We start from the raw sequence: 14816 nt of genomic DNA, 5'->3' as shown, positions 1-14816 counted from the left end.
AACCTTCCCGCGCGCTCACTCGTCCTTCCGCTTGTAGCCCCGAAGCAGGAACCACGCGGTGAGGGCACAGCCCAGGATCATCACGATCAGAACGACACGGAGCAGATTCCCCGCCCCCTGCTGCTGGGCGGCCTCGGTCAGCCAGGCGGCCGCGGGACGGTGCTCCATGGTGCGGGACTCCTTCGATGGGTGCCCGTCCACGGTAACTCCGCCTAGGCTGGGCTCTGCTTCGGGGGCGCAAAGGGCCGCACAAGGGTCCGCAAAGGGCCGACAACCAGGGCCACACAGACGCACATGGGGGAAGACATGTCCGACGACGGCCACCAGAGCACCGGTTCCGAGAACGTGCCGAGCAGGCAGCGCAAGCGGTTCCCGGGGATCTCCTCGCGTGCGTACGAGCACCCCGCCGACCGCTCCGCCCTGGTGGCGCTGCGCAAGCTGAGCGGTTTCGACACGGTGTTCAAGGCACTCAGCGGGCTGCTGCCCGAGCGGAGCCTCCGGCTGCTGTTCCTCTCCGACTCGGTGCGCGTCTCCGACCAGCAGTTCACACACCTCAACGACATGTTGCGGGACGCCTGTTACATCCTGGACCTGGAGAAGGTCCCTCCGATGTACGTCAACCAGGACCCGCAGCCGAACGCGATGTGCATCGGCCTGGACGAGCCGATCATCGTGGTCACCACCGGGCTCGTCGAGCTGCTCGACGAGGAGGAGATGCGGGCGGTGATCGGCCACGAGGTGGGGCACGCCCTGTCCGGGCACGCGGTGTACCGCACGATCCTGCTGTTCCTGACGAACCTCGCCATCCGGGTGGCCTGGATACCGCTGGGCAATCTCGCGATCATGGCGATCGTGACGGCGCTGCGCGAGTGGTTCCGCAAGTCGGAGCTGTCCGCCGACCGCGCCGGTCTGCTCGTCGGGCAGGACCTGCGGGCCTCGATGCGCGGCCTGATGAAGCTCGCGGGCGGCAACCACCTGCACGAGATGAACGTGGACGCGTTCCTGCAGCAGGCCGAGGAGTACGAGGCGGGCGGCGACCTGCGCGACTCCGTCCTGAAGATCCTGAACGTCCTGCCGCGCACGCACCCCTTCGCCACGGTCCGGGCCGCGGAGCTGAAGAAGTGGGCCGAGTCCCGCGAGTACCAGCGGATCCTGGACGGCCACTACCCGCGGCGCGAGGAGGACAAGGACACCTCGGTCTCCGACTCCTTCCGCGAGTCCGCAGCCCACTACACGACCAGCGTCAAGAACTCCAAGGACCCGCTGATGAAGCTGGTCACCGACATCGCGGGCGGGGCCGGCGGCATCGGCGGCCGGGTGCGGCGCGGCTTCGACGGCTTCACCAGCTCACCGTCGGCGGACGACCGGGCGAACGGCTCGGACGACTCCCCGAGGAACGGGGACGGCCCGACGGACACCCCGCCCCGCGACGAGAACTGATTCACCCGCTCTCGCGGACCCGCCTCACACTCTCGGCTGGGCGCTCGTGGCCAGTGATCCGCACAGGGCCGTCGCGCCGCCCGTCGCGTAGGGGTCGGTGCCGGCCGGGCCGCCTGCCTTGGCGGTCTGGCCGGCCAGCAGGGGACGCAGGTGGTTGGTGGGGTCCTCGGCGCAGGACAGCGGGCCCGCCTGGACGTACGCCACGATCAGCTGGGTCTGGTGGGTGCGCAGGTCGTCGCGGTCGAAGCGGAAGTGCAGCTCGCGGCGGACCGTGAACAGGGACGCCGGGGCCTTCACGTCGGCACCGGCGGGCCGCAGGGCGTACACGAAAGTGTGGTCCGCGGTGACCTCGAGGGTGGAGGAGTCGGTCTCGGCGGCCGTCAGGGTCCCCTGGACGCGGATCTTCCGGTCGGCGAGTTCGGTCCTGGCGGGGTCGAAGCGCACCAGCCAGCCGGTCGGGGCGTGCCGCCCGTCTGCGGTGGGGTTGCTGAAGCTCTCGTCGAACTGGTCGAGCTGAGCGGCGTCGATCAGCCCCCGCACCGGCTGCACCTCCTGCCCGATGAGCACGTCCGGGTAGAGGGAGGAGCGCACGAGGTACTCCTTGGCCGTGGTCAGGGCGGTGACGACCTGGCTGTCGGAGAAGTGCGTGGTGCGCCGGGAGGCCGGCAGCGGGATGCCCTCGGCGCCGACGCGGAACTGGGCGGCGGGACTGTGTGCGAACAGTGCCTCGGTGTCGGCCGCGCCGGGCACGGCGCCCTGCGGTGAGAGCGGGATGACGGTCATCCGCAGCGGCTCCACGGGCCGCCGGGTCGCCGAGTTCTGGTAGGGGTTGCGGACACCCATGTAGATGGCGGTGCCGAAGGCCAGGGCGATCAGCAGGACCAGGAGCAGGGCCTGCCGGGACAGGCCCCGGTGCAGGGGCGGGCGGCGGCGCACGGCGGGCGTGTGGTCGGTCATGCGTTCCTGCGCGGAGTACTCCTGCAGCCGGGCAGCACGGACGAACGATTCGTCGAAGACGACGGATCGGTACTCGTCCTCCCCACCTGCGGAGGCGCCCTCGGGTGTCCCCTCCGGTGGGTCTCCTGGCCCGGCCATACTTTCAGAGTAGGTCGTGAGGACCCCAGGTAAACGCCCCGCTGCGCGCCAAGTTCTGACAGGTTCTCACCAGGTTCGTGCCGGAACCTCAGGGCGTGCGGGGAACCGCCGAGACGGGTGGCCTGGAGGGAGAGGCGGACGCGGACGGGGGCGCCGTGCTCCCCTGTTCGAGGCCGGTTCTGGCGGGCGACGGCACCTGGTCCCGGCTGCCGGAGGAGGCCCCGCGGTAGACGGCGGCGAAGGCCAGCGCGACCATACCGACGCCCATGACGACGGCGAGCATCCAGGCGACGGGGCGGTGCCAGCGGACCTGCTTGCCGTACGGCCCGGCGGCGCCGAAGCGGCCGTCGAGGTCGTCGGCGTCGTCCAGGTCGTCGAAGTCCGGATCTTGGCCGAAACGGCCGGTGCCGTCGGGCCCGTAGGGGTCGTCGTAGCGGTCGCCGCGGGCGCGGGCTCTGCGGGCCTCGGCCTCGGAGGCCTCGGCTCTCGCCTCGGCTGCGGCCAGGAGGCGTTCGACGGCGGTCGGCTCGTGCACCACAGCCGCCTGTACGAAGGCCTCGTCGAAGACCACGGAGGCGAACTCTTCGTCCGACACCCCGCGGTCGTGGTCGTCGTCGGGCTCCCAGCCGTCAGGGAACGGCATGCCCCCCACGTCCTCCGGCACGGTTCCAGAGTAGACCTGGGGGTTCAATTTGGGCAGACGGTATGGAAATTCATCCGCCTGATGAGACGCCTGTCACGCCCCCGTTCGGCCGAGCCGGAGCGGCCGGACGGGGGCCGGACAGGGGCCGGCCGTGGCGTGGACCGGAGGCCGTGGGGGCGGGCTGTCTCAGCGCCGTACGTGCCCGTCGCCGGTGACGATGTACTTGGTGCTGGTCAGCTCCGGCAGGCCCATCGGGCCCCGGGCGTGCAGCTTCTGGGTGGAGATGCCGATCTCCGCGCCGAAGCCGAACTGGCCGCCGTCGGTGAAGCGGGTGGAGGCGTTCACGGCCACCGTGGTGGAGTCGACCAGCTGGGTGAAGCGGCGGGCCGCCTGCTGCGACGTGGTGACGATGGCCTCGGTGTGACCGGAGGTCCACAGCCGGATGTGCTCGACGGCCTTGTCGAGGGAGTCGACGACGGCGGCCGCGATGTCGTACGACAGGTACTCCGTCTCCCAGTCCTCGGCGGTGGCCTCCACGACGGTCGCCTCGGAGTCCTTGGCGTAGGCCATGACCCGCTCGTCGGCGTGCACGGTGACGCCGGCCCCGGCGAGGGCGTCCAGGGCGCGGGGCAGGAACTCGGGCGCGATGTCCTGGTGGACGAGGAGGGTCTCGGCGGCGTTGCAGACGCTGACCCGCTGGGCCTTGGAGTTGATCAGGATGTCGATCGCCATGTCGATGTCGGCGGCCGCGTCGACGTAGACGTGGCAGTTGCCGGTGCCGGTCTCGATCACCGGGACGGTGGACTCGGAGACGACCGTCCGGATGAGGGAGGCCCCGCCGCGCGGGATCAGTACGTCCACCAGCCCGCGGGCCCGCATGAGCTCGCGCACGGACTCCCGGCTCTCGCCCGGGACGAGCTGTACGGCGTCGGCGGGCAGCCCGGCGCCGCCCACGGCGTCGCGGATCACCCGGACGAGGGCGGTGTTCGACTCGTAGGCGGAGGCGGAGCCGCGCAGCAGGACCGCGTTGCCGGACTTCAGGCAGAGCGCGGCGGCGTCCACGGTCACGTTCGGGCGGGCCTCGTAGATGATGCCGACGACTCCGAGCGGGACGCGGACCTGGCGCAGGTCGATGCCGTTGGGGAGGGTGGAGCCGCGGACGACCTCGCCGACCGGGTCGGGCAGCGCGACGACGTCCCGGACGTCGGAGGCGATGGCCCGCACCCGCTCGGGGGTGAGGGTCAGCCGGTCGACGACCGACTCGGCCGTGCCGGCTTCGCGGGCCTTGGCGATGTCCCTGGCGTTGGCCTCGACGATCTCGCTCGTGCGGACCTCCAGCGCGTCCGCGATGGCGAGCAGCGCGTCGTCCTTGGTGGCCCTGGGCAGCGGCGCGAGGTCGGCGGCGGCCGCCTTGGCGCGGTACGCGGCCTGGGTGACCGGGGACATGGAGTCGTACGGCGAGAGCGTGGTCATACGGGAAGGGTAGTGCGCCGGGCCGGGACGTCCACGGTTCGTTCCACACCCCGAGACATCCGGTGAGACCCGCGACGGGACCCTCGACGGGACGCGCCGCGAGGCGCACGGAAGGGGGTCAGAACGGATGGACCCCTACGGGCGTCGCCGGGGCCGGTCCGTAGCCCTCGGCTATCCGCTGGTGGTAGGTCTGGCGGTCGATGACCTCCAGGCCGACGATCTCCCAGGGCGGCAGCCCGGCCGTCTGGCGGTGCTCGCCCCACAGGCGCAGGGCGACGGCGGCCGCGTCGTGCAGGTCACGGGCCTCCTCCCAGTACCGGATCTCGGCATGATCGTGGGCGTATCTGCTGGTCAAGAGGAACGGGTGGTCGTGGGCGAGCTGTTCGAGGGCGCGCCGGACCTCCCCGAGGGGGGCCTCCTCGCCGGAGACGCTCAGGGTGACGTGCCACAGCCGCGAGACGTCGCGGGGGCGGGCGCCGCCGGATCCCTCGCTCTCCTCGCGGCTCTCCTCGCGCTCCTCGGCCCGGTAGCGCTCCCCCGCGGCCACGCTGGTCAGGGCCCGTTCGCCCGCCGATCCGGTCCCGGTGTCCGGTTCGGGGCTCGTACTCCCGCGGGCCGCTGCCACCCCAGGGCGCACTCGTCTCACGACGGCCTCCTTTACGCAGCGCTCGTGCGGAACGTGTCCCGCGGGCCCCGGTCACCGAGACCTCTGTCACTGAGACAAAGTTGAGCAGGCTGCCGGGCTCCATGGGGCGGTTTCACGGAACGTCCCCCACCGGTACGGACCGTTCGAGGCCGTCCGCAGACAGCCGTTCGACGGCCTCAGGGGTGAAGGACGACCAGGTCGTCGCGGTGGACGACCTCCCGTTCGTACTCCGCGCCCAGCTCGCGCGCCAGCTCACGCGTGGACCGCCCGATCAGCAGGGGGATCTCCTTGGCGTCGAAGTTGACCAGGCCGCGGGCCACCGCGTGTCCGGCGGTGTCCCGCAGCTCGACGGGGTCGCCCGCGACGAACTCGCCCTCGACGGCGGCGATCCCCGCCGGCAGCAGCGACTTGCGCCGGTCGACGACCGCGCGCACCGCGCCGTCGTCCAGGGTGAGCGAGCCCTGCGGGGTGGAGGCGTGCTGCAGCCACAGCAGCCGGTCGGCGGAGCGCTTGCCGGTGGAGTGGAAGTAGGTGCCGGTGTCGCCGCCGCCGAGCGCGTCGGCCGCGTGGACGGCGCTGGTGAGGACGACGGGGATGCCGGCCGCGGCCGCGATCCGGGCGGCCTCGACCTTGGTGACCATGCCGCCGGTGCCGACACCCGCCTTGCCCGCGCTGCCGATCTCGACGCCCTGGAGATCGGCGGGTCCCCGTACCTCGGCGATCCGGGAGGTGCCGGGCCGGCTGGGGTCGCCGTCGTAGACGCCGTCGATGTCGGACAGCAGGACTAGCAGGTCGGCGTGCACGAGATGGGCGACGAGGGCGGCGAGGCGGTCGTTGTCGCCGAAGCGGATCTCGTCGGTGGCGACGGTGTCGTTCTCGTTGACGATGGGGAACGCGCCCATCGCGAGCAGCTTGTCGAGGGTGCGGGAGGCGTTGCGGTGGTGGGCGCGGCGGCTCATGTCGTCGCTGGTCAGCAGCACCTGGCCGACGCGGACGCCGTAGCGTGCGAAGGAGGCGGTGTAGCGGGCGACGAGCAGGCCCTGGCCGACGCTGGCGGCGGCCTGCTGGCGGGCGAGGTCCTTGGGGCGGCGGCGCAGGCCCAGCGGGGCGAGACCGGCGGCGATGGCGCCGGAGGAGACGAGGACGATCTCCCGCTCCCCGCCGCTGCGGCTCTTGGCGAGGACGTCGACGAGCGCGTCGACCCGGTCGGCGTCCAGGCCGCCGGAGGCGGTGGTCAGTGAGGAGGATCCCACCTTGACGACGATCCTGCGGGCCTCGCCCACGGCCTGTCTTGCCCCTGCCACCTTGTTCTTCGCCCCTTACACAACGCGCCGACTCCCTGGCAATCTACGCGAACGGGCCCCGCGGCCGCGCGTCGGTTCCAGTCCCCGGACAGCGCCTCCGCCGCGCCACTCCTGTAACGGTTTGCTCACGGGTTGCGTACGGCAAAAAGGTTGTACGGGTTCCGTATGGAATCTGAAGACCACACAAATTTATTTTGAAGTTTGTGTCACCTACAGTTCGCCCTGTGAAGCGCATACTCCTCAGGTCGGGGAAGAGCCCCTTCGACGTGGTCCCCGTCGAGGAAGCCCTCCACCGCGACGTCATAGCCACCAACGCCGGCAATCTGATCTTCAGCGACGCCGCGCACAAGATCCTCACCGTGCCCGGCCGGGCCGAGGTCGTCTCCAACGGGATGCGCTCGGACGGCGCCTCGGCCGCACGCATCAACGAGGAGTACGACGCGTTCGTCGTCCCGCTCGCCAACGCCTTCCGGCCCTCCTTCGAGGCGGCCCTGCGCCGGCTGACGCGGCTCATCTCCAAACTGAGGATCCCGGTCGTGGTGCTGGGCGTCGGCGCGCAGACCGGCCTGGACAACGACCCCGCGCGACTGAAGGCCATGGAGCCCTCGGTGCGGGCGTTCGTCTCGGCGGTGCTGGAGCGCAGCGCCTCCATCGGGGTGCGCGGCGAGTTCACCGCGAAGTACCTCACCGACATGGGCTTCAAGGACGTCGAGGTCATCGGCTGCCCCTCGCTCTTCCTGTACGGCGACCGGCTCGAGGTGACCAAGCGGGTGCCGGCGCTGACCGCCGACTCGCCGATCGCGATCAACGGCTCGCACAGCGCGGTGCGCGGCGGGGGCCTGCACAAGATCATCACCCGTACCCACGCGCACTACCCGAACCTGCGCTTCATCGGCCAGAACCTCACCGACGCACGGCAGCTGCACTGGCGGGACGTCGACTCCGCGGCCGGCCGGGTCAGGCAGATGCCGACCCACCCCGACCACCCGATGTACCGGGAGGACAAGGTCCGGGTGTACGTCGACCCCGTCACCTGGATCGACGACCTCAGGGAGTACGACTTCTCGTTCGGCTCGCGCATCCACGGCAACATCGCGGCGCTGCTGGCGGGCACGCCCGCGACCGTGCTGTGCGGCGACTCGCGGACGCTGGAGCTGTGCCGCTACTTCGAGATCCCCTACCGGCAGCTCGACCAGGTGCCGGCCGACCTGGATCCGGCGGAGCTGTACGAGGAGGCCGACTTCGGCGCGCTGACCGGCAACCACCGGGAGCGGTTCGATCGTTTCACCGCTTTCCTCGACAAGAACGGCCTGGAGAACACCTTCACGCACGGCGACGGCGGCCAGGCCTTCGACAAACAGCTGCGCGCGCTGAAGTTCCCGGCGGGCGTGCGCCCGTGGAACGACGCCGATCTCGCCTCGCTCACCAGCCGGTTCGGCTGGCTGCAGCAGCGCATCACCGAACTGGACGCCGACAACGCGCACTTGCAGCGCGAGCTGACGAAGGCCAGGGCGGGCGGCCCGAAGGTCGTCCCCGCGCCCTCGATGTACCGCCGGGCGCGACGCGCTGTGGGCGGCCCGCTGCGCCGCGCCCTGAAGCCGTCGAAGTAGGCCGCGCGGAGAACAGCGCCGGTCAGGCCGCCGCGGCCCCCCGCGGCGGCCCCGTCATCCGCTTCCGCAGCCGTCGTATCCTCCGCCGCACCTTGCGGGTCGCGCCGCGCAGGAAGGTCTCCGCCGGGGCCTGCCGCCAGCCGGGGTATGCCTTGGCCTCGCGCGGTTCGGCGAGGTAGACGCGGTCGGGAACACCGGCCTCGCGGGAGCGGTAGTACGGGTAGGCGAGGTAGAGCTGCGTGCCGCCCTTCTTCAGGACGGGCTCGGGCTCGCGCTTCGCCTTCATGAACTCCAGGACGCCCACGAGAAGTTCGGGCCGCCGCATGGCCACCAGCTGCAGGCGCAGCCGCTCGTGGACCTTGAGTCGCTGGGCCACGCCCTCGTTCCAGTAGGCGTCCATCAGCGGCTCGGCCAGCTCGAACTTGGTGCGCCGGATCTCCTCGTCCTGGCGCAGGAAGACCGGCCCGAACTGCGGCAGCACCGTGACCAGGAAGGGGCGGACCATCAGCACGTCCCGCTTGGGGCCGGCCGGGACCATTCGCTCCAGCAGGCCCATCAGGGCGCGCGCGGAGTCGAAGCGCAGGGTGTAACTGCCGCTCTTCGTCACGTGCTTGCCGTCGTCGCGGCCCACCAGGTAGTAGCAGGTGTAGTCGGCGACGACGGAGACGCCGTCGGCCCGCAGATAGGCCTCCATCGTGAACAGCGCGTCCTCGCCGGTCCACAGGGACTGGTCGAAGCGCATGCCGTGCCGCTCCAGGAACTCCCGGCGGAACAACTTCTGCGCGCTCAGCGTGAACTTGATGTTGGAGGAGAAGACGTCCGTGCGGTCCTCGTTGCGGCGCCACATCGACTTGGGCGCGCTCCGGTTGACGCCCTCGACCCGGCCCAGGACCACGTCCGTGCCGTTGCGGTCGGCCATGGCGACCATCCGCTCCAGCGCCTCCGGCCCGAGCCGGTCGTCGGCGTCGAGGAAGAAGACGTACCGTCCGGTGGCCCGGTCCAGCCCGACGTTGCGCGGGCCGCTGGGGCCGCCGGAGTTCTCCTGGCGGATCACGGTGACCGCCAGCGGGGTGCGGGCGGCGAACTCCTCCAGGTACTCCCCCGTGCCGTCCCGCGAGCCGTCGTCCACGGCGATGACCTCGACCCGCCCCGGTCCCAGGCTCTGTCCCTCCACCGATGCCAGGCACTCGACCAGGTACGGCATCGCTTCGTACGCCCCGATGACCACCGTGACGTCAGGCTGCGCAAGAGTCACTTTTCCCTCTCATCACGCAACGGTTCCCCCTCATCCACTTTTCGGCAACCCGATAGACGGTTGACGGGATCCGAGGGTTGCTCAGGTTTCAAACCGTGTCCCAGGTCACAGACAACGCGAAGGCCCGGCCCCCGGAGACGGTCGGTCTCCGGGGGCCGGGCCTTTGAGCCGCGGTGGCGTACGGGCGTCAGCCCGCGGTGACCCCCTTACCGGGCGGCAGCTCCGCCGCGGCCGCGCGGGACTCCTGGCCGACGTTGCGGGCCTCGGCCTTGAGGGCGAGATTGGCGATCGCGGTGTTGAACTGCTCGAGGGAGGTCGGCTCGTCGGGACCGAGCAGGTACTCCTTGAGCTCCCCCCGGTCCTCGGCCAGCGGGTCGGCGGCCGGATCGCGGACGGCGTCCAGCAGCGCCGGCAGCTCGCTCGCGCTGTTGGAGAGGATCACGGCGGCGCGCACCGCGGTGTTCTGCCGCTTGAACTCCTCCACGCCCAGCTCCGCCGAGTCCGTCACCGCGTACGGCTTGCCGCTCGCGATGAAGTCGGAGACCACGCTGGAGATGTCGGAGACCATCGCCTCGGAGACGTTGAAGCAGTCGTACAGGCGCGGCTCGGCACCCTCGATGACGCGGTGCTCGTAGGAGGGGAAGGACCGCCAGAAGGCGTCGTTCCACTCGGCGCGCAGCCGGGCGGCCTCCTCGTGCCGGGTGACGTCGACCACGCCGTCGCGGGTGCCGACGGCCTCGTCGCCCTTGGGGTCGACGGTGACGGCCAGCTCGGCGAGCCGGGCCTCGATCCGGGCCAGCTCGGCCTTGGCGGCGGTCTGGGCGGCCGGGTCGGCCTGGAAGCGCGGGTCGGCGGCCCGCTCGGCGGCGGCCTTCTCGATCAGCGCGGTGATCCGGCGGTGCGCGGCGCCGGCCGCGGCGAGGACCGTGCCGGTGAAGGGGTGCGGCTTGTACAGGACGCGGACCGGCGGGTCGGCCTTCACCAGCTTCTTCACGATGGTCTCGCCGGCCAGCATGATCGAGGTGTTGCCCGGGTTGCCGTCCCAGCCCTCCCAGGTGGGCGCGTACAGCACGGTGGGGATCCGGTCGGCGGGCGTGCCCTGCGTGCTCCGGATCGGCGCCAGCTGCGGGCGGCCCACCTCGACGATGTCGGCGTCCAGGACACCGACGTCCGCTATGGCGTAGCGGTCGCGGCCCGCGCGGCCGGCGGTCCACACCTCGTCGTAGGCCTTGCTGAACGGGTTGACGCTGGCGAGCTTGTCGCTGTCGCCGTGGCCGATGAAGACGTGCTTCATGGTGGGTACGCGCAGCAGGTGGATGTTCTTGCCGACGTTCGCCGCGTACAGGGCGACCCGCACCATCGACAGGTCCATGTTCATCAGGTGCACCCCTCCGGGCACGCAGATGACGGGGACCGTGGTGGGTGCCAGGTTCTGCAGGATGACGCGCTCGCGCAGCAGGATCAGCGGCCTGCTGTCGAGCTGCTCCATGGTCTCCAGCCACATGTTGACCTGGTAGGCGGAGTCCTTGGAGCCGGAGAAGTACAGCAGCGTCTCCGGGCGGTACTCGCGCAGCCAGTCGCTGACCGACTCGAGCACGGTGTCGTCGTTCGGCGGGACCTTCCTGGCGCGCAGGTACGGCGTGAGGACGACGATGTACAGGGTGCCCAGGGCCAGGGTCAGGCCCACGCCCGCGAAGGCGGCGGCCTGGACGGACTCGGCGAAGGCGTACACGACCAGGCCGGCGACGGCCGCGACGTCGAGGTGGAGCATCTTCTCGCCGGCCCGCTCCAGCAGGAAGCGCGGCGGGGCGTCCGGGATGCGGATCCGGGAGGCCAGGTCGACGTTGCGGGTGACGACCGGCATCTTGCGGCGGTTGCGGATCAGCGTGGTCAGCGTGCCGTGCGGGGCCTGGAGACCGAAGAAGGTGATGAAGCAGGCGATCGCCGCGTAGAAGACCGGCTCCTCCGACAGCCCCATGCGGGCGAGCAGGAGGACCACCAGCAGTTCCCTGATCAGGAAGCGGGTGGACACACCGGCCCGCACCCTGCCGAGCCTGCTGATCAGGTAGCTGCCCTTGTTGTGGAGGTAGTTGTCCGCCAGGTACGTCACGGCGGCCGCCGCCGCGAAGGCGGGCACGCTCGGGACGAGCGCGGCCAGCATGAGGGCCGGGAAGCCCAGCATCATGAGGGCCGCCGCGGCCAGCTCGGCCGCACTGCCCACCCGGGCGACGCGAATAGCAGTGGTTATCACGGAGGAACCTGCTCTGGGAGGGGTGCCGGTCATAAGCCTAAAAGTGCTGAAAACCCTGAAATAGCTGAAATGACTGAAAAATGCGCTACGAACTCAGGCCCCTGCGAAATGCTCCGGAAACCGGGAGCCACAGAGGCCTGAATTTCAGATGGCTATTCGTGGCAGATTATGCCACGCCGTCCTGACGGTCGAGCACCGAGGCCAGCGCCGCCTCGAAGCCGGAGGCCTTGCCGGCGGCCGCCGTCGGGTCCTGCTGGCGGACGTCGATGACGTGCCCGGTGAGCTCGGAGAGCAGCACGTCGAGCGAGGTGCGGGCGACGGCCTCGGAGGAGAGCAGGCTGCCGGCCGGTTCCTGGCCGAAGGCCTTGGTGCGCATGGGGGTGGCAGTGCGCTCGGGGTTGACGCAGTTCACGCGGATGCCGTCGCCGGCCCACTCGTCGGACAGCGCCTGGGTGAGGTTCACCATGGCGGCCTTGGTCGAGGAGTAGAGGCTGTACTCGGCGCGGCCGCGGGTGTAGCTGCTGGAGGTGTACAGCAGCAGCTGGCCCTTGGTCTCGGCCAGGTACTTGTAGGCCGAACGGGCGATCTGCACCGGCGCCAGGTAGTTGACCTTGAGGGCTTCCTCGATGGTCGCGTTGTCGGTCTCGGCCAGCTTGCCGATGCGCAGCACCCCGGCGGTGTTGACGACGTAGTCGATCCGCCCGGACTCGCTGTACGCCCTGGACAGGGCGTCGTCGACCTCCTCCGGGTTCTCCACGTGGGTGCCGGTGGTGGAGCGGCCGAGGGCGTAGACGGTGGCGCCGTAGGACTCGGCGAGCTCGGCGATGTCCTTGCCGATGCCGTAGGAGCCGCCGAAGACGACGACGGTCCTGCCGGTCAGCAGCTCGCGGTAGACCTCCTCGCCGTACGGCTCGGGGGTTGCGGTGGAGGCCAGCTGGAACAACTTGTCGGCGATGAAGACGTCGACCGGCTGGGTGACCTTCATGTTGTACTCGTCGCCCGCGACGACGTGGATCGGCACGTCCGGCAGGTACTTGAGCACGACCGTGCAGTCGTCCGTGGCCTGGAAGTTCGGGTCGTTCGCCGCCACCTCGTAGGCGCGCCGGATCGTGGACAGCTTGAAGGCCTGCGGGGTCTGGCCGCGGCGCAGCCGGGAGCGGTCCGGGATCTCGGTGATGAACTCGCCGTCCTCGCCGTGCGTCCGGGTCACGATGATGGTGTCCGCGGACGGGATGGCGACGTCGACTGCCTGGTAGCGCTCGAGTGCCGCCACGCAGTCGTCGATGACGCGCTGCGAGAGCAGGGGGCGTACGGCGTCGTGGAAGAGGACGTTGACGTCCTCGCCGTCGGCCAGGCCCTCGCCCAGGGCGCTGATGGCGCGCTCGGTGGTCTCGTTCCTCGTGGAACCGCCCTCGATGATCCTGGAGACCTTCTTGAATCCGGCCTTGGCGACGATCTTCTCGATGTCGGGGACGTAGCCCGGCGCCATCAGCACGATGATGTCGTCGACGGAGTCGGCCTTCTCGAAGGTGGTCAGGGTGTGCTCGATGACTGCCTTGCCGGCGATCTTCAGCAGCTGCTTGGGGATCGACAGACCCACGCGCTGGCCGGTGCCACCGGCCAGGATCACTGCGGTGGTACGGGGCTTGGCTATGTGCTGGGACACAGAGGACCTACCTTGGGGCGACAGGGAACGGGAAAATGATCCCACTTGCGGTTACCGCGATGCAAGGTGAGCGCCCTTCGCTGCATATGTGCACGCCACCCGCCATTCATCTTGCACTGCTGGTGACGGGTAAGACGCATGAAGAAGCAGCGAGGATGCCCCCCGGAAATCCTGTGAGTAACTCCACAGGGGGCATCTCGTACCTGAGAGTGACGGCACTCCTGTGGGCAAACGGCCTCAGCGACGGCGCAGACGCTTCAGACATCGGTGTCCGAGTACCCGTACGAGCTCTTTCGACGACGTCTGGTGCACCCCGCGCACCGCGGGCCGGGCCGGCGTCCCGGCCGCCGCGGCGAGTGCCCCGTACAGGGCCTGAGCGGCCACCTCGGGCGCCATCCGGGCCTCGGCCGCCGCCTTGCGCGTGGCCGGTTCCGGTACGGTGGACAGCAGTCCCGGATCGCCGATGACACGTACACCCATCCCGGCGATCCGTCCGGCCATCTCGGCGCCGATCTCCGCGGCCGCCTCGAGGGCCCAGTCGGGTGTCGAGATCTTCACGTCCCGTGACGTCGGACTGCACGCGTTCTTCATATGCATGACCGCGCCGTTGCGAATGAGCTTGGAATAGAGCTCGTCCGGAAGGCCATTGCCGCGGAATTCCTTATTGAGATTCCGCAGCATTTCGGTCTCGGCGAGGGTGAGTGACCGATTCGCCGTGTCCGGAACCGGCCCCAGGAGACGCTCGGGAAGTCCGAGCAGCGCCTCGAAGGTCCGCAGCAGCCCCTCCCGGTCCCGGTCGTCCACCACGACGACGGTGACCCGGTCGGCGCCGACCACCCGCACCCACCGCTCGATGAGCCGGTCGTGCCGGTGGCGCCGCCAGAAGCTGGGGTTGGGCTGCTCGTACGGCGCCTTGCGCAGCATGTGGTGCAGCCAGTTCTCGTAGCCCATGCGCAGCCCGTTCTGCACGTACTGCTGCCACTGCGAGGGCATGATCCGCGCCAGCGGACGCAGCGTGACCAGGACGTGGACGCGGTCGCCGCCTAGCTGGTCGACGACCCGCCGGACGGTGTCGTCGTCGGGAGCGTCGGCGAAGAACTCGCTGCTGACCACCGAGGTCTTCCGCCCGGTGGCCGCCACCAGCTCCAGCAGCTTCGCCCAGTGCCGCTCGGTGGGCGTGGCGTCACCCATCATCCCGCCCCGCGAGCAGGCGGCGAGCACGGCTTCCATGGGGTGTCTGCTGGCCGCCGGGAACGCGACGCCGTACGCCGGCAGCTCGTCCTTGACGGCGAACAGCGCGCCCTGGATAGCGGTGGTGCCCGTTTTGTGCGGGCCGATGTGCAGCAGGCGGGTGCCGGGCGGCAGCGGAGCGGGATCCGCGGGGCCGTTCACCGGGGCGTCGTCTCTCGTACAGTCCGTCTCCATGGTCAAGG

At 70.4% G+C, this 14816-nt stretch carries 12 protein-coding genes; 2 read left to right on the top strand and 10 right to left on the bottom strand.

The window, feature by feature from the left end; translation table 11 throughout:
- Positions 1-15: 15 nt before the first annotated feature.
- Positions 16-168 (bottom strand): hypothetical protein, encoded by a 153-nt coding sequence (locus ABT057_RS39270; protein WP_352348710.1) that lies wholly within the window; start codon positions 166-168, stop codon positions 16-18.
- 138 nt (positions 169-306) lie between these two features.
- On the opposite strand from ABT057_RS39270, the gene ABT057_RS39265 reads away from it, so the two are divergent.
- The gene (locus tag ABT057_RS39265; protein ID WP_352348729.1) at positions 307-1440 is read left to right on the top strand and encodes a M48 family metallopeptidase; all 1134 of its coding nucleotides are present in this window, start codon (positions 307-309) and stop codon (positions 1438-1440) included.
- Positions 1441-1464: 24 nt separating this feature from the next.
- Here the strand turns inward: ABT057_RS39265 and ABT057_RS39260 are convergent, their stop codons facing one another.
- From ABT057_RS39260 to proB, 5 genes are all read right to left on the bottom strand, one after another.
- On the bottom strand, positions 1465-2535 hold the full coding sequence (locus tag ABT057_RS39260; RefSeq protein ID WP_352348709.1) for an SCO2583 family membrane protein: 1071 nt from the start codon (positions 2533-2535) through the stop codon (positions 1465-1467).
- Between the two features lie 88 nt (positions 2536-2623).
- Positions 2624-3199: an SCO2584 family spore wall biosynthesis protein gene (locus tag ABT057_RS39255; protein WP_352348708.1), complete on the bottom strand. Its 576-nt coding sequence runs from the start codon at positions 3197-3199 to the stop codon at positions 2624-2626.
- Between the two features lie 165 nt (positions 3200-3364).
- A complete protein-coding gene (locus tag ABT057_RS39250; protein ID WP_352348707.1) occupies positions 3365-4651 on the bottom strand; it encodes a glutamate-5-semialdehyde dehydrogenase in 1287 nt (428 codons plus the stop codon).
- A 118-nt stretch (positions 4652-4769) separates the two neighbouring features.
- Positions 4770-5297, bottom strand: coding sequence for a DUF8830 family protein (locus ABT057_RS39245; protein ID WP_352348706.1), 528 nt, complete (start codon positions 5295-5297; stop codon positions 4770-4772).
- Positions 5298-5473: 176 nt separating this feature from the next.
- The gene (proB, locus tag ABT057_RS39240; RefSeq protein WP_352348728.1) at positions 5474-6580 is read right to left on the bottom strand and encodes a glutamate 5-kinase; all 1107 of its coding nucleotides are present in this window, start codon (positions 6578-6580) and stop codon (positions 5474-5476) included.
- A 245-nt stretch (positions 6581-6825) separates the two neighbouring features.
- Here proB and ABT057_RS39235 point away from each other — a divergent pair, with 245 nt between their 5' ends.
- A complete protein-coding gene (locus ABT057_RS39235; protein WP_352348705.1) occupies positions 6826-8211 on the top strand; it encodes a polysaccharide pyruvyl transferase family protein in 1386 nt (461 codons plus the stop codon).
- Between the two features lie 22 nt (positions 8212-8233).
- On the opposite strand, the gene ABT057_RS39230 is transcribed toward ABT057_RS39235, so the two are convergent.
- From ABT057_RS39230 to ABT057_RS39215, 4 genes are all read right to left on the bottom strand, one after another.
- Positions 8234-9466: a glycosyltransferase family 2 protein gene (locus ABT057_RS39230; RefSeq protein ID WP_352348704.1), complete on the bottom strand. Its 1233-nt coding sequence runs from the start codon at positions 9464-9466 to the stop codon at positions 8234-8236.
- A 187-nt stretch (positions 9467-9653) separates the two neighbouring features.
- Positions 9654-11717: a CDP-glycerol glycerophosphotransferase family protein gene (locus ABT057_RS39225; protein WP_352348703.1), complete on the bottom strand. Its 2064-nt coding sequence runs from the start codon at positions 11715-11717 to the stop codon at positions 9654-9656.
- Between the two features lie 166 nt (positions 11718-11883).
- Entirely contained in the window at positions 11884-13383 is a 1500-nt protein-coding gene (locus ABT057_RS39220; RefSeq protein WP_352348702.1) for a D-ribitol-5-phosphate cytidylyltransferase, read from the bottom strand.
- Between the two features lie 237 nt (positions 13384-13620).
- Positions 13621-14808, bottom strand: a complete 1188-nt coding sequence (locus ABT057_RS39215; RefSeq protein ID WP_352348701.1) for a hypothetical protein — start codon at positions 14806-14808, stop codon at positions 13621-13623.
- Positions 14809-14816 lie beyond the last annotated feature (8 nt).

This window comes from Streptomyces sp. NPDC002588, assembly GCF_040295925.1.
Lineage (GTDB): Bacteria > Actinomycetota > Actinomycetes > Streptomycetales > Streptomycetaceae > Streptomyces.
This window is presented reverse-complemented; position numbering and strand designations above follow the sequence as displayed.

Excerpts from the sequence above, each read along its gene's own strand:
- ABT057_RS39215 (WP_352348701.1), bottom strand. The coding sequence starts at position 14,808 with ATGGAGACGGACTGTACGAGAGACGACGCCCCGGTGAACGGCCCCGCG.
- ABT057_RS39260 (WP_352348709.1), bottom strand. The coding sequence starts at position 2,535 with ATGGCCGGGCCAGGAGACCCACCGGAGGGGACACCCGAGGGCGCCTCC.
- ABT057_RS39250 (WP_352348707.1), bottom strand. The coding sequence starts at position 4,651 with ATGACCACGCTCTCGCCGTACGACTCCATGTCCCCGGTCACCCAGGCC.
- ABT057_RS39265 (WP_352348729.1), top strand. The coding sequence starts at position 307 with ATGTCCGACGACGGCCACCAGAGCACCGGTTCCGAGAACGTGCCGAGC.
- ABT057_RS39270 (WP_352348710.1), bottom strand. The coding sequence starts at position 168 with ATGGAGCACCGTCCCGCGGCCGCCTGGCTGACCGAGGCCGCCCAGCAG.